Origin of the sequence: Streptomyces liliiviolaceus (assembly GCF_018070025.1) — a bacterium.
Taxonomy (GTDB): Bacteria; Actinomycetota; Actinomycetes; order Streptomycetales; family Streptomycetaceae; genus Streptomyces; species Streptomyces liliiviolaceus.
The window spans coordinates 4,049,122-4,072,676 of record NZ_JAGPYQ010000001.1 but is presented as its reverse complement, the minus strand read 5'-3'; the positions used below and the strand labels follow the sequence as shown (position 1 = coordinate 4,072,676).

22 protein-coding genes and 1 rRNA gene are annotated in these 23,555 nt (G+C 69.6%); 9 read left to right on the top strand and 14 right to left on the bottom strand.

Features of this window, described 5'->3' with window-relative positions; genetic code table 11:
* Positions 1 to 99: 99 nt before the first annotated feature.
* Positions 100 to 1,625: ribosomal RNA gene (locus J8N05_RS17830) — 16S ribosomal RNA — on the bottom strand.
* A gap of 650 nt (positions 1,626 to 2,275) precedes the next feature.
* Complete coding sequence (locus J8N05_RS17825) at positions 2,276 to 2,926, bottom strand: DNA-3-methyladenine glycosylase (protein ID WP_210883952.1); 651 nt, start codon at positions 2,924 to 2,926, stop codon at positions 2,276 to 2,278.
* 169 nt (positions 2,927 to 3,095) lie between these two features.
* Here J8N05_RS17825 and J8N05_RS17820 point away from each other — a divergent pair, with 169 nt between their 5' ends.
* The 3 genes from J8N05_RS17820 to J8N05_RS17810 all read left to right on the top strand — a co-directional run bounded on the left by J8N05_RS17820 (position 3,096) and on the right by J8N05_RS17810 (position 5,144).
* Positions 3,096 to 3,881 (top strand): sporulation protein, encoded by a 786-nt coding sequence (locus J8N05_RS17820; RefSeq protein ID WP_210883950.1) that lies wholly within the window; start codon positions 3,096 to 3,098, stop codon positions 3,879 to 3,881.
* 75 nt (positions 3,882 to 3,956) lie between these two features.
* Entirely contained in the window at positions 3,957 to 4,496 is a 540-nt protein-coding gene (locus tag J8N05_RS17815; RefSeq protein ID WP_210883948.1) for a YbhB/YbcL family Raf kinase inhibitor-like protein, read from the top strand.
* 144 nt (positions 4,497 to 4,640) lie between these two features.
* A complete protein-coding gene (locus J8N05_RS17810; protein WP_210883946.1) occupies positions 4,641 to 5,144 on the top strand; it encodes an HNH endonuclease in 504 nt (167 codons plus the stop codon).
* Positions 5,145 to 5,378: 234 nt separating this feature from the next.
* Here J8N05_RS17810 and J8N05_RS17805 read toward each other — a convergent pair whose 3' ends face one another.
* The 3 genes from J8N05_RS17805 to J8N05_RS17795 form a co-directional block, all read right to left on the bottom strand.
* A complete protein-coding gene (locus J8N05_RS17805) occupies positions 5,379 to 6,323 on the bottom strand; it encodes an SPFH domain-containing protein (protein WP_210883944.1) in 945 nt (314 codons plus the stop codon).
* A 168-nt stretch (positions 6,324 to 6,491) separates the two neighbouring features.
* Positions 6,492 to 6,923, bottom strand: coding sequence for an NfeD family protein (locus J8N05_RS17800; RefSeq protein ID WP_210883942.1), 432 nt, complete (start codon positions 6,921 to 6,923; stop codon positions 6,492 to 6,494).
* Positions 6,924 to 7,018: 95 nt separating this feature from the next.
* Positions 7,019 to 7,810 carry an ABC transporter ATP-binding protein gene (locus J8N05_RS17795; RefSeq protein WP_210883933.1) on the bottom strand — a complete coding sequence of 264 codons (792 nt, stop codon included), beginning with the start codon at positions 7,808 to 7,810 and terminating at the stop codon, positions 7,019 to 7,021.
* 134 nt (positions 7,811 to 7,944) lie between these two features.
* Between J8N05_RS17795 and J8N05_RS17790 the strand changes: the two genes are divergently transcribed.
* The gene (locus J8N05_RS17790; protein ID WP_210883931.1) at positions 7,945 to 8,733 is read left to right on the top strand and encodes a hypothetical protein; all 789 of its coding nucleotides are present in this window, start codon (positions 7,945 to 7,947) and stop codon (positions 8,731 to 8,733) included.
* A gap of 134 nt (positions 8,734 to 8,867) precedes the next feature.
* On the opposite strand, the gene J8N05_RS17785 is transcribed toward J8N05_RS17790, so the two are convergent.
* The 4 genes from J8N05_RS17785 to J8N05_RS17770 all read right to left on the bottom strand — a co-directional run bounded on the left by J8N05_RS17785 (position 8,868) and on the right by J8N05_RS17770 (position 11,520).
* Positions 8,868 to 9,107 carry a chaplin gene (locus J8N05_RS17785; protein WP_189770468.1) on the bottom strand — a complete coding sequence of 80 codons (240 nt, stop codon included), beginning with the start codon at positions 9,105 to 9,107 and terminating at the stop codon, positions 8,868 to 8,870.
* 193 nt (positions 9,108 to 9,300) lie between these two features.
* Positions 9,301 to 9,546, bottom strand: a complete 246-nt coding sequence (gene chpE, locus J8N05_RS17780) for a chaplin ChpE (protein WP_107017790.1) — start codon at positions 9,544 to 9,546, stop codon at positions 9,301 to 9,303.
* Positions 9,547 to 9,740: 194 nt separating this feature from the next.
* On the bottom strand, positions 9,741 to 10,382 hold the full coding sequence (locus tag J8N05_RS17775; RefSeq protein WP_107017789.1) for a response regulator: 642 nt from the start codon (positions 10,380 to 10,382) through the stop codon (positions 9,741 to 9,743).
* Positions 10,375 to 11,520 (bottom strand): GAF domain-containing sensor histidine kinase, encoded by a 1,146-nt coding sequence (locus J8N05_RS17770; protein ID WP_210883930.1) that lies wholly within the window; start codon positions 11,518 to 11,520, stop codon positions 10,375 to 10,377. The genes J8N05_RS17775 and J8N05_RS17770 overlap by 8 nt, the downstream gene beginning before the upstream one ends.
* A 184-nt stretch (positions 11,521 to 11,704) precedes the next feature.
* On the opposite strand from J8N05_RS17770, the gene J8N05_RS17765 reads away from it, so the two are divergent.
* The 3 genes from J8N05_RS17765 (at position 11,705) to J8N05_RS17755 (ending at position 14,556) form a co-directional block, all read left to right on the top strand.
* Positions 11,705 to 12,403 carry an SDR family NAD(P)-dependent oxidoreductase gene (locus J8N05_RS17765; RefSeq protein ID WP_210883929.1) on the top strand — a complete coding sequence of 233 codons (699 nt, stop codon included), beginning with the start codon at positions 11,705 to 11,707 and terminating at the stop codon, positions 12,401 to 12,403.
* Positions 12,400 to 13,548, top strand: coding sequence for an S-adenosylmethionine:tRNA ribosyltransferase-isomerase (locus J8N05_RS17760; protein WP_210883928.1), 1,149 nt, complete (start codon positions 12,400 to 12,402; stop codon positions 13,546 to 13,548). Before J8N05_RS17765 ends, J8N05_RS17760 begins: the two co-directional genes overlap by 4 nt.
* A gap of 300 nt (positions 13,549 to 13,848) precedes the next feature.
* Positions 13,849 to 14,556, top strand: coding sequence for a transglycosylase SLT domain-containing protein (locus J8N05_RS17755; protein WP_210883927.1), 708 nt, complete (start codon positions 13,849 to 13,851; stop codon positions 14,554 to 14,556).
* A gap of 85 nt (positions 14,557 to 14,641) precedes the next feature.
* On the opposite strand, the gene J8N05_RS17750 is transcribed toward J8N05_RS17755, so the two are convergent.
* Positions 14,642 to 17,149: an ABC transporter ATP-binding protein/permease gene (locus J8N05_RS17750; RefSeq protein WP_210883921.1), complete on the bottom strand. Its 2,508-nt coding sequence runs from the start codon at positions 17,147 to 17,149 to the stop codon at positions 14,642 to 14,644.
* A gap of 242 nt (positions 17,150 to 17,391) precedes the next feature.
* Between J8N05_RS17750 and J8N05_RS17745 the strand changes: the two genes are divergently transcribed.
* Together J8N05_RS17745 and serB are read left to right on the top strand one after the other, a co-directional pair.
* A complete protein-coding gene (locus tag J8N05_RS17745) occupies positions 17,392 to 19,347 on the top strand; it encodes a streptophobe family protein (RefSeq protein WP_210883918.1) in 1,956 nt (651 codons plus the stop codon).
* Positions 19,348 to 19,477: 130 nt separating this feature from the next.
* Positions 19,478 to 20,695 carry a phosphoserine phosphatase SerB gene (gene serB / locus J8N05_RS17740; RefSeq protein ID WP_210883917.1) on the top strand — a complete coding sequence of 406 codons (1,218 nt, stop codon included), beginning with the start codon at positions 19,478 to 19,480 and terminating at the stop codon, positions 20,693 to 20,695.
* A 103-nt stretch (positions 20,696 to 20,798) separates the two neighbouring features.
* On the opposite strand, the gene J8N05_RS17735 is transcribed toward serB, so the two are convergent.
* From J8N05_RS17735 to J8N05_RS17725, 4 genes are all read right to left on the bottom strand, one after another.
* On the bottom strand, positions 20,799 to 21,314 hold the full coding sequence (locus J8N05_RS17735; protein ID WP_210883916.1) for a SixA phosphatase family protein: 516 nt from the start codon (positions 21,312 to 21,314) through the stop codon (positions 20,799 to 20,801).
* Positions 21,315 to 21,438: 124 nt separating this feature from the next.
* Positions 21,439 to 21,654 (bottom strand): hypothetical protein, encoded by a 216-nt coding sequence (locus tag J8N05_RS17730; RefSeq protein WP_210883915.1) that lies wholly within the window; start codon positions 21,652 to 21,654, stop codon positions 21,439 to 21,441.
* A gap of 181 nt (positions 21,655 to 21,835) precedes the next feature.
* Positions 21,836 to 21,952: an SGM_5486 family transporter-associated protein gene (locus tag J8N05_RS47895; RefSeq protein WP_107017780.1), complete on the bottom strand. Its 117-nt coding sequence runs from the start codon at positions 21,950 to 21,952 to the stop codon at positions 21,836 to 21,838.
* A 214-nt stretch (positions 21,953 to 22,166) separates the two neighbouring features.
* A complete protein-coding gene (locus tag J8N05_RS17725; protein WP_407699914.1) occupies positions 22,167 to 23,504 on the bottom strand; it encodes a CynX/NimT family MFS transporter in 1,338 nt (445 codons plus the stop codon).
* Positions 23,505 to 23,555 lie beyond the last annotated feature (51 nt).

Genomic DNA, 23,555 nt, shown 5'->3' with positions numbered 1-23,555 from the left:
AATAATCAACGTTCCACCCTTGAGCAACCACCGTCGAACGTGTGCCGACGTAATGGCCCTGGACCACCAAGCAAGCTTGGCGGCCTAGATGCTCCTTAGAAAGGAGGTGATCCAGCCGCACCTTCCGGTACGGCTACCTTGTTACGACTTCGTCCCAATCGCCAGTCCCACCTTCGACAGCTCCCTCCCACAAGGGGTTGGGCCACCGGCTTCGGGTGTTACCGACTTTCGTGACGTGACGGGCGGTGTGTACAAGGCCCGGGAACGTATTCACCGCAGCAATGCTGATCTGCGATTACTAGCAACTCCGACTTCATGGGGTCGAGTTGCAGACCCCAATCCGAACTGAGACAGGCTTTTTGAGATTCGCTCCACCTTGCGGTATCGCAGCTCATTGTACCTGCCATTGTAGCACGTGTGCAGCCCAAGACATAAGGGGCATGATGACTTGACGTCGTCCCCACCTTCCTCCGAGTTGACCCCGGCAGTCTCCTGTGAGTCCCCATCACCCCGAAGGGCATGCTGGCAACACAGAACAAGGGTTGCGCTCGTTGCGGGACTTAACCCAACATCTCACGACACGAGCTGACGACAGCCATGCACCACCTGTCACCCGACCACAAGGGGGGCACCATCTCTGATGCTTTCCGGGCGATGTCAAGCCTTGGTAAGGTTCTTCGCGTTGCGTCGAATTAAGCCACATGCTCCGCTGCTTGTGCGGGCCCCCGTCAATTCCTTTGAGTTTTAGCCTTGCGGCCGTACTCCCCAGGCGGGGAACTTAATGCGTTAGCTGCGGCACCGACGACGTGGAATGTCGCCAACACCTAGTTCCCACCGTTTACGGCGTGGACTACCAGGGTATCTAATCCTGTTCGCTCCCCACGCTTTCGCTCCTCAGCGTCAGTAATGGCCCAGAGATCCGCCTTCGCCACCGGTGTTCCTCCTGATATCTGCGCATTTCACCGCTACACCAGGAATTCCGATCTCCCCTACCACACTCTAGTCTGCCCGTATCGAATGCAGACCCGGGGTTAAGCCCCGGGCTTTCACATCCGACGCGACAGACCGCCTACGAGCTCTTTACGCCCAATAATTCCGGACAACGCTTGCGCCCTACGTATTACCGCGGCTGCTGGCACGTAGTTAGCCGGCGCTTCTTCTGCAGGTACCGTCACTTTCGCTTCTTCCCTGCTGAAAGAGGTTTACAACCCGAAGGCCGTCATCCCTCACGCGGCGTCGCTGCATCAGGCTTTCGCCCATTGTGCAATATTCCCCACTGCTGCCTCCCGTAGGAGTCTGGGCCGTGTCTCAGTCCCAGTGTGGCCGGTCGCCCTCTCAGGCCGGCTACCCGTCGTCGCCTTGGTGAGCCACTACCTCACCAACAAGCTGATAGGCCGCGGGCTCATCCTTCACCGCCGGAGCTTTCAACCCCCACCCATGCGAGTAGGAGTGTCATCCGGTATTAGACCCCGTTTCCAGGGCTTGTCCCAGAGTGAAGGGCAGATTGCCCACGTGTTACTCACCCGTTCGCCACTAATCCCCACCGAAGTGGTTCATCGTTCGACTTGCATGTGTTAAGCACGCCGCCAGCGTTCGTCCTGAGCCAGGATCAAACTCTCCGTGAATGTTTTCCCGTAATCGGGACCACATCATGAGAGCGGAACGACCAACCGGAATAAGGAAGGCCGTTCACAGCGTCCTCGCTGATGCGCCTACCAGGTATGACCCCGGCAGGACTTTTTCAAAGGAACCTCCACCCACCACCATGCGGTGATGGACGGGGTATCAACATATCTGGCGTTGATTTTTGGCACGCTGTTGAGTTCTCAAGGAACGGACGCTTCCTTTGTACTCACCCTCTCGGGCTTTCCTCCGGGCGCTTCCCTTCGGTCTTGCTGTGTTCTTGTCTCGCTGTTTTGCGTTTCCGACTCTATCAGACCGTTTTTGGTTCCGATTTCCTCGGTGCTTTCCAGGTTTTCGCTTTCGCGTTTCCCTTTCCTGCGAGTCCGACCCTACCAGACCCTTTCAGGCCCGATTCCCAGTCGGTGGGATTTGCCTTTTGGCCTTGCGGCCTTTCGACATTCACTACGTTAGCCGATCCCCTCGGCAACTCATAATCGAGTTCCGCGAGTTCGAATTCAGGCATGCGGACATGCTGAATGGACCCTCGCTGAGAGGAAGTCGTAGGTAGTGGGTTGGCCACTTCCGGCTGCTGGCTGAACGCAGTACCCGGGTCAAGCGGCTCGGGCTACGTTACGTATCGCCCAAGAGAGAGTCAAGTTCGGCGGCGGCGAGGGGTGTGGGCCCGATAGGGGCTCACCGTCGGGTCGTTGGTGATCCAGTAGCGCCACGGGTGGACGCCTCCGTCGCCGGACACTCCGGTGCGCGGCCCGCTGAGTACCTGGTCGGAGGTCACCGGGGTGCCGTGCAGGAGGCTCAGCGGTGAACTCTTCGAGGCGCATGCGTCCGTACCGTCGAGGGATCTGTCGACCCCCAGTGCCGTGGCCAGACGGGCCGGGCCTTTGGCCAGTTCTCGGTCGCGTCGGGCCGAAAGTCGACGTTTGCGCGCCACTTCGACGCCTTCGGTGATCTCTCCCGCGCGGAGCAGGACCGCGCTCGCCCTGCCCTCCGGGCCACAGACCAGGTTCATGCAGTGCCACATGCCGTACGTGAAGTAGACGTACACGTGACCGGGCGGACCGAACATCACCGCGTTACGGGCCGTGGGGCCGCGGAAAGCGTGGGAGCCGGGATCGTTCGGGCCGTCGTAGGCCTCGACCTCCGTGATGCGCAGCTCGATCGGGTCGGCCGAACCGTCCGGGTCCCTGCGCACGAGCACGCGCCCCAGCAGATCCGGGGCGACCTCAAGTACAGGTCGGTCGAAGAAGTCCCGGGCGAGGGGCGTACGGTCAGAGGCCGCGATCATGGCTTCCGAGCGTACTTCACACGTCCGAGTGCGTGCGGGGTGGTCAGGGAGCGCCCGTCTTGCCAGGGTGAAGGCGCGGAACCGGACCCGGCTGGATCGCGTATGTATGGATCAAGGATCCGATCCGGACCGAACAACTACGGGGCGTTGCCCGAAAGAGGAGAAGACGATGGGGTTCAAGCGGCTGCTTGCGAGCCTGGGTGCCGGTGGGGCTTCGGTCGAGACGGAGCTGACCGAGGTCAACGTCGTTCCCGGTGGTGTCGTCCAGGGTGAGGTGCGGATCCAGGGCGGATCCGTGAACCAGGCGATCGAGGGACTGTCGGTCGGGCTGCAGGCCAAGGTCGAGGTCGAGGGCCACGACGACCAGGAGTACAAGCAGAACATCGAGTTCACGAAGCTCCAGCTCGGCGGTGCCTTCGAGCTCCAGGCCAACGGCGTGCACGCGGTGCCGTTCGGTCTGGAGATCCCGTGGGAGACGCCGATCACGAACATCGCCGGTCAGTCGCTGCGCGGGATGAACATCGGTGTGACCACGGAGCTGGCCATCGCGCGCGCGGTGGACTCCGGTGACCTGGACCCGATCAACGTGCACCCGCTGCCGGCGCAGCAGGCACTGCTGGACGCCTTCATCCAGCTGGGCTTCCGCTTCAAGAGCGCGGACCTGGAGAAGGGGCACATCCGGGGTACGCGCCAGAAGCTGCCGTTCTATCAGGAGATCGAGTTCTTCCCGCCGCAGCAGTATCGCGGCCTCAACCAGGTCGAGCTGACCTTCATCGCGGACGACCGTGAGATGGACGTCGTCCTGGAGATGGACAAGAAGCCGGGCCTGTTCAGCGAGGGCAGCGACTCCTTCCGCTCCTTCCAGGTCGGACTCAACGACTTCCAGGGCACGGACTGGACCGCGTACCTCAACCAGTGGCTGTCCGAGGTGGGCAGCCGCCGCAACTGGTTCTAGGGCTTTTGGGACCTGGCCGGTCCTAAGCTCGGGGCGAGACTTTTCCGGAGCATGAACCGATCAGGAGGTGCCGAGGTGACGGAGTCCACGAGGCCGCCGCTTCCCCATGACTTCCATCCCGTCGTGCCGTCCTTCACTGTCACGAGTGAGGACGTCGAGGCGGGTGGGACGCTGAAGGACGCTCAGGTCCACGCGGCCGGGAACACCTCGCCGCAGGTTCGCTGGGAGGGTTTCCCGGCGGAGACCAAGAGTTTCGCCGTGACGTGTTTCGACCCGGACGCCCCCACGGGGAGCGGCTTCTGGCACTGGGTCGTGTTCGACATTCCGGTCTCGGCGACGGAATTGCCGGCGGGCGCGGGCACGGGGAAGTTCGAAGGGCTGCCCGAGGGTGCGGTCCAGGTGCGCAACGACTACGGGTCGAAGGACTTCGGGGGCGCCGCTCCTCCGGCGGGTGATCCGGCGCACCGGTACGTGTTCACCGTGTACGCGGTGGACCAGGAGAAACTCGGTCCGGACTCGGACGTCTCACCGGCCGTGGTGGGCTTCAATCTCCGGTTCCACACGCTCGCGAGGGCGCAACTCGTCGCCGAGTACGCGGCTCCCGCGGAGAGCTGACCTTTCACCGAGTGTTTGCCCGCCTCTGGTCTTGGAATTGATCAGGGGCGGGCATTTTTATTGCGTTGTCCATCTCGGCGTGCCCGGCCAGAGTTGATCCACGCCCGCCAGGTGGTGGGCCGGTGCACATGGGAGGTGGGCTGGATGCGGGACACGCTGGTGCTGAACGCGAGCTTCGAGCCGCTGTCGACGGTGACGTTGAACCGAGCCGTCGTTCTGGTGCTGCAGGACAAGGCTGTCGTCGAGCAGGCCCACCCCGAACTGCGTATGCGCGGAGCCGCGCTGGACATACCCGCGCCCCGGGTGATCAGGCTCTGCCGCTATGTACGGGTGCCCTTCCGAAGACAAGCACCGTGGTCGCGGCGGGGTGTGCTGGTCCGCGACCGGCACAGGTGCGCGTACTGCGGTCGGCGGGCGACCACGGTGGATCACGTGGTGCCACGGGCTCAGGGGGGTCAGGACTCGTGGCTGAACACGGTGGCCTCGTGTGCGGAGGACAATCACCGCAAGGCCGCTCGGACGCCTGATCAGGCGGGGATGCCGTTGCTGCGGCGGCCGTTCGAGCCGACGCCGGCGGATGCGATGTTGCTGGCGCTGGGGCGGGACGATCTTGAGGCTCTGCCGGAGTGGCTTGCGCAGCCGGCGTAGTCGCTCCGCTGGGGGATGCGTTGTCGGGTGCGGGTGCGCTGTGGCTGATCGCGCAGTTCCCCGCGCCCCTAAAGGCAAAAGATTGCGCCGTTCCCCGCGCCCCTAGGGGGCTTTCCAGCCCCTCCGTCGTTTGAGGAGCGGGGGTTCGGGGGCGGAGCCCCTGAGACGGTGACGGGAACGGGTAGGGGCGGCGGGGGCGAGAATTCCGCCCCGCCGCCCCTACCCGAGGTGAGGTCAGTCCACTGACGGCTTTTCCCGGCGTTCCGTGCCGCCGCCACCCTGGTTCCCGCCGCCCACGCCACCCATCGGCCCGAAGTTGCCCATAGCGCCGCTCAGCCCCTTGAGGGCGTCACCGATCTCGCTGGGCACGATCCAGAGCTTGTTCGCGTCGCCCTCGGCGATCTTCGGCAGCATCTGGAGGTACTGGTAGGCGAGCAGCTTCTGGTCCGCGTCACCGGCGTGGATGGACTCGAAGACCGTACGGATCGCCTGGGCCTCACCCTCGGCGCGCAGCGCGGCGGCGCGGGCCTCACCCTCGGCGCGGAGGATGGCCGACTGCTTCTCACCCTCGGCGGTGAGGATCTGCGACTGGCGGATACCTTCCGCGGTGAGGATCGCGGCGCGCTTGTCACGGTCCGCGCGCATCTGCTTCTCCATCGAGTCCTGGATGGAGGTGGGCGGCTCGATCGCCTTCAGCTCGACGCGGTTGACGCGGATGCCCCACTTGCCGGTGGCCTCGTCGAGGACGCCGCGCAGGGCCGCGTTGATCTCCTCGCGGGAGGTCAGGGTCCGCTCCAGGTCCATGCCGCCGATGATGTTGCGGAGCGTGGTGACGGTGAGCTGCTCGATCGCCTGGATGTAGCTGGCGACCTCGTAGGTCGCGGCGCGGGCGTCGGTCACCTGGTAGTAGATGACGGTGTCGATGTTCACGACCAGGTTGTCCTGGGTGATCACCGGCTGGGGCGGGAACGGCACGACCTGCTCGCGGAGGTCGATGCGGTTGCGGATCGAGTCGATGAACGGGACCACGATGTTCAGGCCCGCGTTCAGCGTCCGCGTGTAGCGGCCGAAGCGCTCGACGATGGCGGCGCTCGCCTGGGGAATGACTTGGATGGTCTTGATCAACGCGATGAAGACCAACACCACCAGAATGATCAGGACGATGATGATCGGTTCCATCGTGGCTCCCCGTACCCTTCTCCGCCTCGGTGCTTCCGGAAAATCTCGTGACCGCCGTGAGTCTCGTGACCGCCGAGGTACTCGCAGCTGTCGAAGATCTTGCTGGACGAGTGTGTCAGACCACAACTCGCCACGTGCGACGTTCCGTTCACTGGACGCTCCGAGAGGTCACACGACGATCGCCGTGGCTCCCTCGATCTCGACCACATCCACCTCTCGGCCCACCTCGTAGGTGAGTGAGGCGTCGAGCGATCGTGCGGACCAGATCTCGCCCGCGAGCTTGATCCGGCCTCCCGAACCGTCCACTCTCTCCAGGACGACGGCCTGTTTGCCCTTCAACGCGTCGATGCCCGTGGCCAGTTGGGGCCGTTGGGCGCGATGTCGGGCCGCGACGGGCCGTACCACCGCGATGAGCGCGACCGAGACGGCGGCGAAGACGACGACCTGGAGGACGACACCTCCTCCGAGCCCCGCGGTCACGGCGCCCGCGACGGCGCCGACGGCGAGCATTCCGAATTCCGGCATCGCGGTCACGACCAACGGGATTCCGAGCCCGGCCGCGCCGATCAGCCACCACACCCATGCGTCGATGTCGTTCACATGGTCATGGTAGGTCCGCAGGTCCCGTCCCCGACAGGGCGCACTTCCGGTTGGGGCGAGTGTTCCCGGTTGTCAGGACAGGTCGGACGGGTCGGTCAGGACAGCGGGAGGCCCTGGGCGGTCCAGCGGTCGCCGGCCTGGCTGACGACGAGCGGGAGGCCGAAGCACAACGAGAGGTTGCGCGAGGTGAGTTCCAGTTCCAGGGGCCCGGCCGCGAGGACCTTGCCCTGGCGGATCATCAGGACGTGGGTGAAGCCCGGGGCGATCTCCTCCACATGGTGCGTGACCATGATCATGGAGGGGGCGATCGGGTCACGGGCCAGGCGGCCGAGACGGCGTACCAGGTCCTCGCGGCCGCCGAGGTCGAGACCGGCGGCGGGCTCGTCGAGGAGCAGCAGCTCGGGGTCGGTCATCAGCGCGCGGGCGATGAGGGTGCGCTTGCGCTCGCCCTCGGAGAGGGTGCCGAACCTGCGGTCCACGAACTCGGTCATGCCGAGGCGGTCGAGGAAGGCGCGGGCGCGCTGCTCGTCGACGTCCTCGTAGTCCTCGTGCCAGCCGGCCGTCATGCCGTACGCGGCGGTCAGCACCGTCTGCAGGACGGTCTGGCGCTTGGGGAGCTTCTCGGCCATGGCGATACCGGCCACGCCGATCCGCGGGCGCAGCTCGAAGACGTCGACCTTGCCGAGGGTCTCGCCGAGGATGGTGGCGGTGCCCTGGCTGGGGAAGAGGTAGCTGGAGGCGAGGTTGAGGAGGGTCGTCTTCCCGGCGCCGTTGGGTCCGAGGATGACCCAGCGCTCGCCTTCCTTGACCGACCAGGAGACCTGGTCCACCAGAGCCCGGCCCTCTCGGACCACGGATACGTCCTCAAGCTCCAGAACATCGCTCATGAGCGCGCTGTCTCCCATTGCAGTCTCGGCCGTCGCTGACGTCTGTGGACGCAGCCCCCAGGGAAAACCTACGCCACCGGTCGACCCGTCCAATCCATCGGCCGGTCCTTAAGCGGTTCCTTAAAGTGGGAGGCATGCTTTCGGAACCACGTTCAGGACGGTTGGCGGCATGGGGAAACGCACTGTTGGCCGGATTTGTCTCACCGGATGACGCGGTCGTCGCCATCGTCGGTGAGGACGCCGTGCACCGGGTCACGGGGCTGCCCGGTGAGACGGGGCCGGTCGGGCTCTCGCTCGCGCTGGGGCGGCTGCGCACGCTCGGGGCGACCGGTCTGCGGGTCGCGCTGCCCGCGCCCGGGCATCCGCTCGGGCTGAGCGGCCCGCCGGATTTCAACGCGCGCGCCCTGGAGGCCGAGGAGGCCGTCGTCTGTCACGGGGTCGGTCTCGGCCTCGTACCCGAGGTGTACGAGGCCGGGCCCGCCGGCGATGTGCATGTGGAGGTCGTCTGGCACTGTCTGCCGGTGCGCGAGGCGCCGCCCGCCGACGTGCCGTCCCTCGGGGAGGCGGAACGGGAGCTCGCGGAGGCGTTGCGTGACGCGACCGAGGTGCTGTCGCGGCTCGATGTGGCGGGCTCGGGACCGGCCGCCGAGGCGGCGATCGACGCGTACCGGGCACGGGCCGAGCGGGACGGCGAGGTGCTCGCTCCCGGCTATCCGCCCAGGGCGGTGCGGGTGTTGGCGCTGTCCCGGCGGGTCGGGCTGCTGGTCTCGGTGGCGTACGGCAACGGGCCCGGCGGGGCCGTGAGCGCGTCGGAGATGGCCGCGCGCTCCGAGGCGCTGCGCCCGGTCGAACGGACGGCCAGGAGGGCTCAGGTGGCGGCGTACAACGCGTTCGTGGAGGAGCGGGAGCGCGGGGTGCGCTGAAGAGCGCGGCGGTCGCCGGAGGCCAGGGCGGACGCGGCCGTCGCCCAGGGCTGACGCGGCGGTCGCCGAGGGCCCGGCACGCACGAGGGCCCCGCGGACCGTGTGGTCCGCGGGGCCCTCGGCCGGGCGGGACGTCAGTCGTTGACGGCCTCGTTGCCGAAGGTCGGGTTCAGGAGCCCGATCACGTTGATGCTGTCACCGACGACGTTGACGGGGACGTGGATCGGCGCCTGGACCGCGTTGCCCGAGGCGACGCCCGGGGACTTCACGGCAGCGGCGTCGGCGTCCGAGTCGGCGACAGCCGCACCGGCCGAGGCGCCCGCTGCGATACCGGCGACGGTGACGGCCAGGGCGGCCTTCTTGGCGATGTTCATGAAAAGCGTTCCTCCTGCGATTGCGTATCCGGCCCTGCCGCGGGCCGTAGCCTGAGCAACGCCCGAGGAGCGTGGACGGCACGGCGGAGGAGCGCGTTCTGCCCGTTCGGGCCAGTGGTCCGACGAGCCGAAAAACGGACCGGCCTCCCAGGTGGACCTGGGAGGCCGGTGGTCATGTGACCCGGGGCGTACGTCAGCCGTTGAAGCCGTCGTTGCCGAACGCCGGGTTCAGGATGCCGATGACGTTCACGGTGTTGCCGACCGCGTTCACGGGGATGGCGACCGGGACCTGGACGAGGTTGCCCGAGGCGACACCCGGCGAGCCCACGGCCTGACCGGCCGCGTGCGCACCGTCGGTGGCGGAGGCGAAACCGGCACCGGCGGCAACGAGGCCACCGGCCACCATCGTGACGGCAGCGGCCTTCTTCAGGTTCTTCACTTCTGAGCCCTCTCCTTGCGAACCACTGCGGCAAAGCGCCGCAGCACGCACTGAAGAACGGCGGAGATCGCAGAAGGATGCGCCATCCGGGGGACATTCCCACGACGGTATGAATCTCAGCCCGGAGGGCGACGCTCCGAATTGCCGTCCGGAAGACCGGCCGTTGCGCGGACCAGCAGGTCATCAGCAGGTCATCAGCCCGTCACACCGTGGCGTACGGCCCACAGCGCGGCCTGGGTGCGGTCGGAGAGGTCGAGCTTCATCAGGATGTTCGAGACGTGCGTCTTGACGGTCTTCTCGGAGAGGACGAGGGCGCGGGCTATCTCGCGGTTGGAGCGGCCGTCGGCGATCAGGCCGAGCACCTCGCGCTCCCGCTCCGTGAGCGAACCGCCTCTCCCCTGGCCGTAGTTGGTGCCCTCCTGGGACAGCAGTGCGCCGGCCACCTCGGGCTGCAGCAGGATGTGCCCGGCGTGGACCGAGCGGATGGCTCCGGCGAGGGCGTCCGGGTCCACGTCCTTGTAGACGTAGCCGGCGGCGCCCGCGCGCAGGGCCGGGATCACCGTGCGCTGCTCGGTGAAACTGGTCACGATGAGCACGCGCGCGGGGTTGTCCAGTTCGCGGAGCCTGCGCAGGGCCTCCACGCCGTCCATGCCCGGCATCTTGAGGTCCATGAGGACGACGTCGGGCTTCAACTCCTCGGCGCGGGCGACTCCTTCGGCGCCGTCGGACGCCTCCCCCACGACCTCGATGTCGTCCTGCACCTCCAGGAAGGTGCGCAGCCCCCGGCGGACGACCTGGTGGTCGTCGACGAGCAGCACCTTGATTGCGTCAGCCACCAGGGACCTCCATCTCGATCGTGGTGCCCTTGCCGGGCGCCGATTCGACGGTGAGCTCGCCGCCGACGCCGTTGGTCCGGTCGCGCATGGAGACCAGGCCGAGGTGGCGTCCCGCGCGGCGGGTCGCCCGGGGTTCGAAGCCGCTGCCGTCGTCCGTGACGCGCAGGACGGCGCCCGGGCCGCGCTTCTCCACGGTGACGTCGACGCGGGCCGCGCCCGAGTGCCGCAGCGCGTTGTGCAGCGCCTCCTGGGCGACCCGCAGCATGGCCTCCTCCTGGGCGGCGGGCAGCGCGCGGACGCCGCAGCTGTCGAAGGTCACGCGTGCGGAGTGGGCCCGGTCGAGGACCTGGATCTGGGTGCGCAACGTGGCGACCAGGCCGTCCTCGTCGAGGGCGGCGGGGCGCAACTCGACGACGGCGGCGCGCAGTTCGTCGGCGGCCTCGGCGGCGAGGGCGGCCACCTGCTGGAGTTCGCCCTTGGCGCGGTCCGGGTCGCGGTCCACCAGGGCGGCGGCGGCCTGGGCGGTCAGGCGCAGGGAGAACAGCTTCTGGCTGACGGCGTCGTGCAGTTCGTGGGCGAGGCGGGAGCGCTCCTCGGCGATGGTCAGCTCACGGCTGCGCTCGTACAGGCGGGCGTTCGTGAGGGCGATCGCGGCGTGCTGCGCGAGGATCCCGAGCAGTTCCTCGTCGTCCTCGGTGAAGCCGCAACCGCCCTGCGGTTTCACGCAGTTCTTGTTGGCGAGGAAGAGGGCGCCGATGATCTCGTCGCCGTCGCGGATGGGCAGGCCCAGGAAGTCGGACATGTCGGGGTGGGCGGCGGGCCAGCCCTCGAAGCGCGGGTCCTCGCGGACGTCGGCGAGGCGCTCCGGGCGGGCCTGGTGCAGCATCGCGGCGAGGATGCCGTGCTGGCGCGGGAGCGGGCCGATGGCCTTCCACTGGGCGTCGCTGACCCCGTCGACGACGAACTGGGCGAAGCCCCCGTGGTCGTCGGGGACCCCGAGAGCCGCGTACTGCGCGTCGAGCAGTTCGCGGGCGGAGGCGACGATCGTCTTGAGGACGTCGCGCACCTCCAGGTGCCTGCTCATGGCCAGCAGCGCGGTGCTCACCGCGAGCAGGCCCGACCGGGGTCCATGGCTCATGACCTCACGGTACCGGCGGGGTGTGACAGCGCGTATCCGACCTGTGGCGGCCCCGTCCCGGTCCGCTGGACCTAGGGCGAAGGGCCCCCGCACGTGCGGCCCCCGCCTGAGGCGGCGCGGGACCTCGGGTTCCTACGTTGAGGGCAGCCGCCCGGAGCGGCGGTCGAGGACGAGGGGACGGATCATGCCGGTAGCGATCATCACGGGGGCTTCCAAGGGGCTGGGGCGCGCGCTCGCCGAGGCGCTGGCGGAGCGCGGCTGGGATCTGGTGCTCGACGCCAGAACCGCGCGGCCCCTCCAGGAGACGGCGGTGGCCGTCCTCGGTAAGTACGGGACGCAGGTACGGGCGCTGCCCGGGGACGTCACGGACGGGGCGCACCGCTCCCGGCTGGTGGCGGCGGCCCGGGAGCTCGGCGGCGTCGATCTCCTGGTGAACAACGCGAGCGCGCTGGGCGCCGAACCGCTCGTACGGCTCGAATCGCTGGCCCTGGACGGGCTCCGGCGGGCGCTGGAGGTCAATGTGGTCGCGGCGCTGGGGCTGGTCCAGGAGGCGCTGCCGCTGCTGCGGGAGTCGCCGGCGGGCGCGGTGATCGACGTCAGCTCGGACGCGGCGGCGGAGGCGTACGAGACCTGGGGCGGTTACGGGGCCTCGAAGGCGGCGCTCGACCAGCTCTCCGCGGTGCTCGGCGAGGAGGAGCCCAGGCTGCGGGTCTGGGCGGTCGACCCGGGGGACATGGGCACGGACCTGTACGCGGCGGCCGTTCCGGACGACGACGATCCGCGGCCCGACCCGGCGAGTGTCGTGCCGGCCTTCCTGAGGCTGCTCGACGGGCGTCCGGCGAGCGGGCGCTACGGGGCGCCCGCCCTGCTGGAGCAGCGATGACGACGGCCATGGGGGTGCCCCCGCTCGACGGCGGCCGGGCGGGCAGGTGGACGCTCCCCGAGGAGCTGTCGGCGCGGGTGCCTGCCGAACAGCGGGGCACCGGGCTCGACCGCGACGCCGTCCGTCTGCTCGTCTCCCGGGGGACCCGGGTGTCGCACCACGCGTTCGTGGAGCTGCCGGGCCTGCTGCGGGCCGGGGACCTGCTCGTCGTGAACACGTCCATGACGCTGGCGGCCGCGGTGGACGGGAGAGTGGGGCACGCGCGCGTGGTGGTGCATTTCTCCACCCGGGGCGACGACGGGCGGTGGGCGGTGGAGCTGCGCGAGCCCGACGGAAGGGGCACCACGCGCGCACGCGGGGGCGGGCCGGCGGGGACGGAGGTAGGGCTGCCGGGGGACGTACGGCTGGTCCTGGAGGAGCCGCTCGCCGACCGGAGTGCGCGGCTGTGGTGGGGGCGGGTCTCCGACGCCGACGTGCCGGGGCTGCTGCGGCGGCACGGGAGGCCCATCCGCTACTCCTACACGGACCGGGACCAGCCGCTGTCCGCGTACCAGACCGTGTTCGCGCTGCCGTCCGCCGACGGGGCGGGGAGTGCGGAGATGCCGAGCGCGGCGCGGCCCTTCACCGCGCGGCTGGTGGCGGAGCTGGTGAGCCGGGGTGTGCAGTTCGCGCCCGTCACCCTGCACACGGGGGTCGCCTCGGCGGAGGCGCACGAGCCGCCGTACCCGGAGCGCTTCACGGTGCCGGAGACCTCGGCGCGGCTGATCAACGCGGCGAGGGCCGGTGACGGCAGGGTGATCGGGGTCGGCACCACCGCCGTACGCGCCGTGGAGTCGGCGGCCGGTCCCGACGGGGTGGTGCGTGCCGCGCGGGGCTGGACCGGTCTGGTGGTGACCCCGGAGCGCGGGGTGCGGGTCGTCGACGGGCTGCTCACCGGGCTGCACGAGCCGCAGGCCTCGCATCTGCTGATGCTGGAGGCGATCGCGGGCGGGAAGGCCGTCGACCGCGGGTACGAGCAGGCGCTGCGCGGGCGCTACCTGTGGCACGAGTTCGGCGACGTGCACCTCATCCTCCCGGAGGAGTCCCCGGCGGCCCTCTCGGTGGAGAACCCTCACACAGAGGATTGCCACAGCAACTGCCGGTGAGTCCGAGCCGTATCCGATGTGAGCCCTCACATAGGGCGCACATCACGTACGAACGGGCATAGGAGACAACTGGACTCCTGGTGAGCGGGGCAGACGTATTGGTCTGTCCCGATTTGCCCTTTGGGGGTCCACTACCCGAGGTCGTACGTCACACCTTTGCCATCGAAAATTCGGGCCGCTAACAATGGCTCCCGTCGCTCGATGCCGCAGGTGCTTACCCACGGCGTCAGATCCGGAAACACCCTTTGTCCCCATCGGATCGAGAGCGGCCTCCGCGCTATTCGAAGAGGTCCTCCAGCCATGCCCAAGCAGCACAGCATTCCTGGTCGCATCCCCGCCATGACCAAGGCCCACAAGCTCTCGTTCGCCGGTGTCGCCACGCTCGGCGCCGCCGCCCTCGCGTTCTCGCTGGCCCCCGCCGACACGAAGGCGAGCGCCGACTCGGTCTCCGCCGCCCCGGTCGCGCTCTCGTCGCAGCAGCTGAAGGTCAAGACCGTCGGCCTCAGCGGCCAGCTGGCCGACGCCCAGGCCGCCGCCGCGAAGAAGAAGGCGGCCGACGCCGCCGCCGCGAAGAAGGCCGCAGAGGCCGCCGCGGCGAAGAAGGCCGCGGACGCCCGCAAGGCCAAGGAGGCCGCGAGCCGGTCCGCCCAGCGCGCCGCGGTCAAGCCGGTCGCCGCGAAGACCTACGCGAACAACCTGGACGGCTGGATACGCCAGTCGCTGGACATCATGAAGAAGCACGGCATCCCGGGCACGTACGACGGGCTGCACCGCAACATCATCCGGGAGTCCTCGGGCAACCCGAACGCGATCAACGGCTGGGACATCAACGCCATCAACGGCGTCCCGTCCATCGGTCTGCTGCAGGTCATCAAGCCGACCTTCGACGCGTACCACGTCGCCGGCACCGCCTGGAGCCAGTACAACCCGGTCGCCAACATCACCGCCGCCGCCAACTACGCGGCGGACCGGTACGGCTCGATCGACAACGTCAACAGCGCGTACTGAGGTCTGCGCGGACCTCTGCCCGTACGCCGGAAAGGGCGGCACCCCGATCGGGGTGCCGCCCTTCGCGCGTGCCGCTCGCGGCGTCCTACTTGCGCATGACCTCCGGCTCGTGGCGGCGCAGGAAGCGGGCCACCAGGAAGGCGCAGACCGCGGCGAGGGCGAACAGGGCCGTCATGTCGAGGACCCAGGTCAGCGCCGTGTGATCCCACAGGGGATCGGTCTCGGCCGTGTTGTGCGGGTTGATCTTGTTGAAGTCGAGCGTGGCCCCGGAGGCGCCGACCGCCCAGCGCGACGGCATCAGATACGAGATCTGGTTGACGCCCACGGCGCCGTTCAGCGGGAACAGGCAGCCGGTGAAGACGACCTGGATGATCGCGAACATCACCAGCAGCGGCATGGTCTTCTCGGCGGTCTTCACCAGCGAGGAGATGACCAGGCCGAACATCATCGAGGTGAAGCCCAGCGCCATGATCGGCAGGGAGAGTTCCAGCGCGACCGCGCCGCCGAGGATCAGTCCCTCGTCGGGGATGGTCCGGCTCATGAAACCGATCGCGCCGACCAGCGCGCCCTGGAACATCGTGATGACGCCGAGGACGATCACCTTGGACATCAGATACGCGGAGCGTGACAGGCCGGTCGCGCGTTCGCGCTCGTAGATGACCCGTTCCTTGATCAGCTCACGGACCGAGTTCGCGGCGCCCGCGAAACAGGCGCCCACCGCGAGGATCAGCAGCACCGTCGCGGCCGTGCTGTTCGGGATGGGCAGACCGTTGGGCTGCAGTTTCGTGTTCACCAGCAGCGTCTTGTCCGGCTCGATGAGCAGGCTGACCGCGCCGAGGACCGCCGGCAGGATCACCGTCAGCGCCAGGAAGCCCTTGTCGGACGCGATGACCGAGACGTACCGCCGGACCAGGGTGGCCAGCTGGGACATCCAGCCCTGCGGCTTCGGCGGGCGCATCGCCTGCGGCGGCGGCATGTGTACGGACTGCGGGGCGACCGCGTCGATGTCCGCGGCGTACATCTGGTAGTGCTGCGAGCCCTTCCAGCGGCCCGCCCAGTCGTAGTCGCGGTAGTTCTCGAAGGCGGAGAAGACATCGGCCCAGGTGTCGTAGCCGAAGAAGTTCAGTGCCTCCTCGGGCGGACCGAAATAGGCCACGGAACCGCCGGGCGCCATGACCAGAAGTTTGTCGCAGATGGCCAGTTCCGCCACGGAGTGCGTGACGACGAGGACCGTGCGGCCGTCGTCGGCGAGGCCGCGCAGCAGCTGCATGACATCGCGGTCCATGCCCGGGTCGAGACCGGAGGTCGGCTCGTCCAGGAAGATCAGCGACGGCTTGGTCAGCAGCTCCAGGGCCACCGAGACGCGCTTGCGCTGGCCACCGGAGAGGGAGGTGACCTTCTTCTCCTTGTGGATGTCGAGCTTGAGCTCGCGCAGCACCTCGTCGATCCGGGAGTCGCGCTCCTGGGTCGTGGTGTCCGCGGGGAAGCGCAGCTTGGCCGCGTACTTGAGGGCCTTCTTGACGGTCAGCTCCTTGTGCAGGATGTCGTCCTGCGGGACCAGACCGATGCGCTGACGCAGCTCGGCGAACTGCTTGTAGAGGTTTCGGTTGTCGTAGAGGACGTCGCCCTCGTTGGCGGGGCGGTAGCCCGTGAGCGCCTTGAGGAGCGTCGACTTGCCGGAACCGGAGGGGCCGATGACCGCGATGAGCGACTTCTCCGGCACACCGAAGGAGACGTCCTTGAGGATCTGCTTGCCGCCGTCGACCGTGACGGTCAGATGGCGGGCCGAGAACGAGACCTCACCGGTGTCGACGAACTCTTCGAGGCGGTCGCCCACCAGGCGGAACGTCGAGTGGCCGACGCCGACGATGTCGTTCGCGCCGAGCAGCGCGGAGCCGCCCTTGGCGATCGGCATACCGTTGACGAACGTGCCGTTGTGCGAGCCGAGGTCACGGATCTCGTAACGCCCGTCGGGCGTCGCGTGGAACTCGGCGTGGTTCCGCGAGACCTGCAGGTCGGAGACGACCAGCTCGTTCTCCAGCGCACGGCCGATCCGCATCACGCGGCCCAGCGACATCTGGTGGAACGTGGTCGGGCTGCGGTCGCCGTAGACCGGCGGCGCCCCCGCGGCGCCGCCGGAGCCCTGCTGCTGCGGGATGTGCCCGCCCTGCTGACCCTGCTGCTGCGACTGCTGCCAGCTCTGCTCGGGCGCCTGCGGCGTCTGCTGGGCCCAGCCGGCCGCCGGGGCGCCCTGAGCGGCGTACGGCTGCTGCTGGGGCTGTGCCTGCGGTGTCGCGGCCGCGGCGCCCGTCATGCTCAGGCGTGGTCCGTCGGTCGCGTTGCCGAGGTGCACGGCCGAGCCGGGGCCGATCTCCATCTGATGGATCCGCTGCCCCTGCACGAATGTGCCGTTGGTGCTGCCGTGGTCCTCGATGACCCAACTGCGGCCGCCCCAGCTGATCGTGGCGTGACGCCAGGACACCCTGGCGTCGTCGAGCACGATGTCCCCCTGCGGATCGCGTCCGAGGGTGTATGGCCTGGACGCTTCGAGCGTCCAGGTCCGTCCGTTCAATTCCAGTACGAGTTCCGGCACTCCATGCCCCACTGTGTTGTCCCCCGATGTACCCCCAACACAGGGAGTCTAGGGATGTCGAACATCGTGGGGAACTATTTCAGTAGGAGGCCCCTGACCGAAAGTCGGGCCTCGCGAAGACCGAGTACGGGCGTCTTGTCCGTTTCCGTTGACGGGGTTGAAACCGGACCGGAGAGTGGTAATCCCACGCGAGGGGGACACCGCGGCGGAGGTGTCGCGGGTGCGGAGTCGGGGGGCTGACGATGAGCGACGGGTCCGTGGGGCACGGCAGGCGCGTACCGGTGGGCGATGTGCTGCTGTCCTCGATCGCCGCCGTGAGCTGGGCGTTGATCGGCATGGTGGGGGTGGCCGCGCTGGGGCTGCATCTGCTCGATGCCGACGAGACGGCCTCGCTCGGGCCGATGACCGCGGCGCTCGTGGCGCTCGGGGCGGGTGGTTCGGTGACGCCCTCGGGCGATATGTCGGCGTTCGGGCTGGAAGGCGCCCAGGCGGACACCGCCCTCCAGATCACGCCACTGGGGGTGAGCCTGGTGGGCGCGCTGCTGCTGTCCTGGTTCTTCCTGCGCTCGCTGCGCGGGGCGGGCGCGGTGATCTCGCCCGCCGAACTGGTGGCGCGGGCGGGCACGGTGGCCGCTCTCTTCGTGGCGCTGCTGGGGGGTCTGGCCTGGGCGGGACACGACATCATCACGATCGACGGCGGTGCGCTCGGGCTCGACAAGCTGCCGGGCGGCGGGGTCCCCGACGACGTGGAGGTGCCCGGGCTCGGCAACATCGGCGGGCTGCTGCCGGACCGGCTCGGGGACCTCGCGGACGCGAACGCCAAGGTGGGCTTCACCGTCGACACCGTGCCGACGCTCCTCGGGGGCCTCGGCTGGGTCCTCGGCGTCCTGCTGATCGCGCTGCTGGCCTCGCGCAGGACCCCGCTGCCGGGCGGCTGGACGGCCGTGCACCGCGTGGTGCGGCCCGCGGTGTCCGCGCTGGTCACGGTGTTGCTGGTGGCGGTCCTGGCGGGCTTCGCGGCGGCGGCGTACGCGGCGATCGGCGACGACAACCCGAAACGGATCGCCGGCGCCGCCCTGCTCGGGGCGCCCAACGGCGTGTGGCTCGGCATCCCGATCGGGCTCCTCGTGCCGTGGGACGGGACGGCCAAGGGTCCGTTCCTGCAGTTCCTGCCGGACCCCATGGACGACCTCCTGAAGTTCTCCGACGACCCCGTGACCCTGGCCAGGCTGGCCGAACTGGACGGCCGGGTCTGGCTGCTGGGCGTCGCGGCGGCCCTGATGATGCTGTTCGCGGGCGTCCTGACCGCGGCCCGCACCCCGTTCGTACGGGAGCGGGGCGTCCTCGGTTTCGCGGCTCGCTGCGCGCTGCGGCTGGCGATCGTGACGGCGCTGGTGCTGCCGCTGCTGGTCTGGCTGACGGAGGTGTCCGTGGACGCCTCGCTGTCCGTGCTCGGCATCGACGCGTTCGACTCCGGGATCGAGTTGCGCGGGCAGCTCGGCATGGCGCTGCTGCTCGGTGCGCTGTGGGGCGCGGTCGCGGGCGCGGTGGGCGCGCTGCTCGCGTGCGCGTCGGGTGCGGCCGGCCGGCAGGCGGCGCCGCTGGCACGGGGTGAGGTGGACGGGTCCTCGCCGGAAGCCGTCGCCTCGTACGCGGAGGTGGCCGGACGAACGGCGGGGCAGCCGGCCGGGGAGGCCGGTCCCTACCGCCCCGGTACGCCGTTCCGGCCGACGAACCCGGAGACGAACCCCTATCTGCGGATCCCCGACGAGTTACGGGAGTCAGGGCCCGGTCGGCGCTCCGGCCCCCGGTCCCCCGGCGGCTCCCGGCCCCCCGGCGGGCAGCGGCGCGACCCAGGCGGACAAGCAGGGCCTCCCGGCGCTCAGCCACGGCCCCCCGGTGGGCAACCGCAGCCTCCCGGCGGCCGGCCGCGGCCCCCTGGTGGGCCCTCAGGGCCCGGTGGACAGCCTCCCGGCGGTGGTGGGCAGCCGCCGCCCGGTGCGCGTCCGCCGGACGACGTGCCGGACGACGTGTACGGGGCGCAGACGATGATCGGCCCCTTCCCGCCGACGCCCCGTCCGGGGCAGCCGGGGTCCGGACCCCGGCGCCGGTCCCGTTCGTCGCAGGACGGGCCGCCCACCCCGCCGGACGAGCTGCCTCCCCCGCCGCCGCCCCGCAAGCCGGGCGGACGCCGCTGACCGGAGAGCGGGCGCGGGTCCGACACGGCCCGTGAAGGCCGGGGACACCCGGGCGACATGTACTGTTCCCTGTCCGTCAGGCGGACCTCGGGGGCATTCGGCACGGAGTGCCGGATACCGTGTGAGCACCATGAGCGCATCACACACCCCTGATGTTCCCACTGATGTCCCGACTCTCCTCGTCAAGATCTTCGGCAAGGACCGTCCAGGTATCACCGCCGGGCTCTTCGACACCCTCGCCGCCTACTCGGTCGACGTGGTCGACATCGAGCAGGTCGTCACCCGTGGCCGGATCGTGCTGTGCGCGCTCGTGACGCATCCGCCGGCCGGTCTGGAGGGCGATCTGCGCGCCACCGTGCACAGCTGGGCGGACTCGATGCGGCTGCAGACCGAGATCATCTCCGGTCACGGCGACAACCGGCCCCGCGGGCACGGCAGGTCGCATGTGACGGTTCTCGGCCATCCGCTCACCGCGGAGTCCACGGCCGCCATCGCCGCCCGGATCACCGGGGCCGGCGGCAACATCGACCGTATCTTCCGGCTGGCCAAGTACCCCGTGACCGCGGTCGAGTTCGCGGTGTCCGGTACGGAGCCCGAGGCGCTGCGGACCGCGCTGGTGACCGAGGCCGCCGCGCTCGGCGTCGACATCGCGGTGGTCGCGGCCGGGCTGCACCGGCGGGCCCAGCGCCTGGTCGTGATGGACGTGGACTCCACGCTCATCCAGGACGAGGTCATCGAGCTGTTCGCGGCGCACGCCGGCTGCGAGGCAGAGGTCGCCGAGGTGACGGCGGCCGCGATGCGCGGCGAGCTGGACTTCGAGCAGTCCCTGCACGCGCGCGTGCAGCTCCTCAAGGGGCTCGACGGCTCCGTCGTGGACAAGGTGCGCAGCGAGGTGCGGCTGACGCCGGGGGCGCGCACGCTCATCCGCACGCTGAAGCGGCTCGGCTTCCAGGTCGGTGTCGTCTCCGGCGGGTTCACCCAGGTGACGGACGATCTGCGGGAGCGGCTCGGGCTGGACTTCGCGCAGGCCAACACGCTGGAGATCGTCGACGGGAAGCTGACGGGCCGGGTCATCGGCGAGATCGTGGACCGGGCGGGCAAGGCGCGGCTGCTGCGCCGGTTCGCCGCGGAGGCGGGCGTTCCGATCTCCCAGACGGTGGCGATCGGTGACGGGGCCAACGACCTGGACATGCTGAACGCGGCCGGTCTCGGGGTCGCGTTCAACGCCAAGCCGGTGGTGCGCCAGGCGGCGCACACCGCGGTGAACTTCCCCTTCCTGGACACGGTCCTCTACCTGCTGGGCGTCACGCGCGAAGAGGTCGAGGCGGCGGACATGCACGTGGACTGACATCCCTGGGTGTGCGCTTCCGCGAACACCTCGGGTCTCCCGCGACAGGGACGGGGCCCGGCACCGCGATCGGTGCCGGGCCCCGTCCGTGCTCACGGTGTGGTCACTCGGACGGGTCCCAGTAGTCGAGCAGGGTGGCCGCGCCGGGCTCCAGGCTCTTCCATGAGCCGGTGAAGGAGAGAACGGCGAACGCGGCGGGGTGGAACTCGCGGCTCACCCCTTCCTGCGCGTCGGCCGCGGACCGCCCGGCCAGGATGTCGGCGAGGCCCTGCACTCCGGGGTTGTGCCCGATCAGGAGGGCGTTCTGCGCGTCGTCCGGGGTTTCGTTCAGTACGGCGATCAGCTCGCCCGGGGAGGCTTCGTAGAGCCGCTCCTCGTAGACCGTTTTCGGCCGGTGCGGCAGTTCCTGGACGGCGAGCTTCCAGGTCTCGCGGGTCCGGGTCGCGGTGGAGCAGAGGGCCAGATCGAAGGGGATGCCGGTGTCGGCCAGCTTGCGTCCGGCGACGGCGGCGTCCTTGCGGCCCCGCTCGGCCAGCGGACGCTCGTGGTCGGGCACCTCGGGCCAGTCGGCCTTCGCATGCCGGAAAAGGACAATCCTGCGGGGTTCTGCGACGCTCATGGGTCCCAGCTTCGCATGAAACACGCCACGGGGCGCAGGGAGTTGATGCGCTGCCCCACCACGGGGCACGGGGAGCTCACGAGCCCTGGCCCGGCACGATCCCGGGAGCCGGGGCGCGGGCGGCTCACGAACCCTGGTGCAGTACCAGCTGCTGGATCCGCTCGAAGAGGCTGCCGACCGCCGGATCGGTGCCCGCCGCGTGGGCGTCCGCGGGGTTCAGTATCAGCAGCAGGAGCGCCGCGAAGGCGAGCGCGGGGAGAAGGACCGCCCACCAGGGCAGTCGCGTATCGACGCCGCGCCCGGTCGCCGGGTGGGGCGGGGTGTGCGTTGGGGCCGACATGCCGCCTCCGTGGGGCTCCGAGTGGTCCGTGGTCCGCGTCCTCGCGGTCACATCTCGAAGGTACGGACTCGGGAACCCTCAACCCATCCGGTGATCCACCCACTTGACCCTGACACTCACCCCCTAGGGGACGGGGGGATAACCCCACCATCCGCTCCCCCGGGGGCCCGGCGGAGCGTGGTCAGGGTGAGGCGATGGATGCGATGACGCCGATGACCACGAAGATGAGGAGGAACGCGCCGAAGACGAGGAGCATCTTCTTCTGGCCGTTCTTGGGATTCGGATCGAGCACGGGCATACGCCCAGTCTCGCACTCTTCGCCCGGCTCCTCACGGGTGGGGTCGGCGTCGGGGGGCGGTCGACGCGCGGGGTGGGAGGAGCCGGGCGCCGCGCAGGACGGGGGCGGGTGGTCGCCGTACGGGACGCGAGCGGGCAGTCGCCGCGCGCTCCGGAAGCAGGCGGGCGCCGCACGGTCAGGGAGCGGCGGTCAGCACGTGGTCCAGGGACGGCCGTCAGCGCGCGGCCTCGTCCTCCACCGTGCGGTCGCGGCCCGCGAGGACGCCCACCACGATCTGCGGGACCATCAGGCCCGCCATGAGCGTGATCGGCAGCCCCCAGCCGCCGCTGTGCTGGTAGAGCACGCCCACCAGCAGCGGGCCGGGGATCGAGATGAGGTAGCCGGTGCTCTGCGCGAAGGCCGAGAGCTGCACGACCCCCGCGCCGGTCCTGGCCCGCATGCCGACCATGGTGAGGGCCAGCGGGAACGCGCAGTTGGCGATACCGAGCAGCAGGGCCCACGCCCAGGCGCCGGTGGCCGGGGCGAGATAGAGCCCCGCGTAGCCGGCGAACCCGCAGAGGCCGAGGGCGACCACGATGGGCCCCTGGTGGGGCAGCCGGGTGGCCAGCCGCGGTATGACGAAGGCCAGGGGCACGCCCATCACCATCGTGACCGCGAGCAGCAGCCCGGCGGTGCCCGCCGGGACACCGGCGTCCCGGAAGATCTGCGCCATCCAGCCCATCGTGATGTAGGCGGCGGTGGCCTGCAGCCCGAAGAAGACCGCGAGCGCCCAGGCGGTACGGCTGCGGGTGATCCGCAGCGGGGCGGCCTCCTGACGCGCTCCGGAGGACGGGCTCGGGGCCGTGACCGGGGCGGCGCCCCCAGGAGCCGCGTCGGCGGACAGGGGCGTGCCCTTGGCCCGTACGAGCGGGATCCAGGGCAGGACGGCGACGGCGGCGAGCAGGGCCCAGACGGCGAGGCCCGACTGCCAGTTCCCGCCCAGGGCCCGGGTCATGGGCACCGTGACGGCGGCCGCGACGGCGGTGCCGAGGGCGAGGGCCATGGAGTAGAGGCCGGTCATGGTGCCGACCCGGTCCGGGAACCAGCGCTTGACGATCACCGGCATGAGGACGTTGCTGACGGCGATGCCCATGAGCGCGAGGGCGCTGGCGACGAGGAAACCGGCCGTGCCCCCGACGAAGGGCCGCAGCACCAGGCCCGTGCCGATCGCCAGCATGCCCGCGCAGACCACCGCGGCGGGTCCGAAGCGCCGGGCGAGGCGCGGTGCCATGACACCGAAGACGGCGAAGCACAGCGGCGGTACTGAGGTGAGGAGCCCGGCGACGCTGCCGCTCATGCCGAGGCCGTCGCGCACCTCTTCCAGGAGGGCGCCCAGGCTGGTGATGGCGGGGCGCAGGTTGAGGGCGGTCAGGACGATGCCGGCGATCACCAGACGCGTCATCCACGCGCGCGTGGGCGGCGTGTCCAGATCCACGTCGTGTGCGGAGCTGCGTATCGGTGTCTGGGTCGGTATCGATGGGGACACGGTCGTCCTGGTTTCCTCGCCTGTCATGAACCCCATCATAGAATCATGGGATGATTGGTTGTCCAACCCCCTGGCGCG

What these genes read in the sequence shown, in the direction of transcription:
- J8N05_RS17825 (WP_210883952.1), bottom strand. Translation starts at nt 2,926, where the DNA reads ATGATCGCGGCCTCTGACCGTACGCCCCTCGCCCGGGACTTCTTCGAC.
- J8N05_RS17820 (WP_210883950.1), top strand. Translation starts at nt 3,096, where the DNA reads ATGGGGTTCAAGCGGCTGCTTGCGAGCCTGGGTGCCGGTGGGGCTTCG.
- J8N05_RS17810 (WP_210883946.1), top strand. Translation starts at nt 4,641, where the DNA reads ATGCGGGACACGCTGGTGCTGAACGCGAGCTTCGAGCCGCTGTCGACG.
- J8N05_RS17805 (WP_210883944.1), bottom strand. Translation starts at nt 6,323, where the DNA reads ATGGAACCGATCATCATCGTCCTGATCATTCTGGTGGTGTTGGTCTTC.
- J8N05_RS17795 (WP_210883933.1), bottom strand. Translation starts at nt 7,810, where the DNA reads ATGAGCGATGTTCTGGAGCTTGAGGACGTATCCGTGGTCCGAGAGGGC.
- J8N05_RS17790 (WP_210883931.1), top strand. Translation starts at nt 7,945, where the DNA reads ATGCTTTCGGAACCACGTTCAGGACGGTTGGCGGCATGGGGAAACGCA.
- J8N05_RS17785 (WP_189770468.1), bottom strand. Translation starts at nt 9,107, where the DNA reads ATGAACATCGCCAAGAAGGCCGCCCTGGCCGTCACCGTCGCCGGTATC.
- J8N05_RS17770 (WP_210883930.1), bottom strand. Translation starts at nt 11,520, where the DNA reads ATGAGCCATGGACCCCGGTCGGGCCTGCTCGCGGTGAGCACCGCGCTG.
- J8N05_RS17765 (WP_210883929.1), top strand. Translation starts at nt 11,705, where the DNA reads ATGCCGGTAGCGATCATCACGGGGGCTTCCAAGGGGCTGGGGCGCGCG.
- J8N05_RS17760 (WP_210883928.1), top strand. Translation starts at nt 12,400, where the DNA reads ATGACGACGGCCATGGGGGTGCCCCCGCTCGACGGCGGCCGGGCGGGC.
- J8N05_RS17755 (WP_210883927.1), top strand. Translation starts at nt 13,849, where the DNA reads ATGCCCAAGCAGCACAGCATTCCTGGTCGCATCCCCGCCATGACCAAG.
- J8N05_RS17745 (WP_210883918.1), top strand. Translation starts at nt 17,392, where the DNA reads ATGAGCGACGGGTCCGTGGGGCACGGCAGGCGCGTACCGGTGGGCGAT.
- serB (WP_210883917.1), top strand. Translation starts at nt 19,478, where the DNA reads ATGAGCGCATCACACACCCCTGATGTTCCCACTGATGTCCCGACTCTC.
- J8N05_RS17735 (WP_210883916.1), bottom strand. Translation starts at nt 21,314, where the DNA reads ATGAGCGTCGCAGAACCCCGCAGGATTGTCCTTTTCCGGCATGCGAAG.
- J8N05_RS17730 (WP_210883915.1), bottom strand. Translation starts at nt 21,654, where the DNA reads ATGTCGGCCCCAACGCACACCCCGCCCCACCCGGCGACCGGGCGCGGC.
- J8N05_RS47895 (WP_107017780.1), bottom strand. Translation starts at nt 21,952, where the DNA reads ATGCCCGTGCTCGATCCGAATCCCAAGAACGGCCAGAAGAAGATGCTC.
- J8N05_RS17725 (WP_407699914.1), bottom strand. Translation starts at nt 23,504, where the DNA reads ATGACAGGCGAGGAAACCAGGACGACCGTGTCCCCATCGATACCGACC.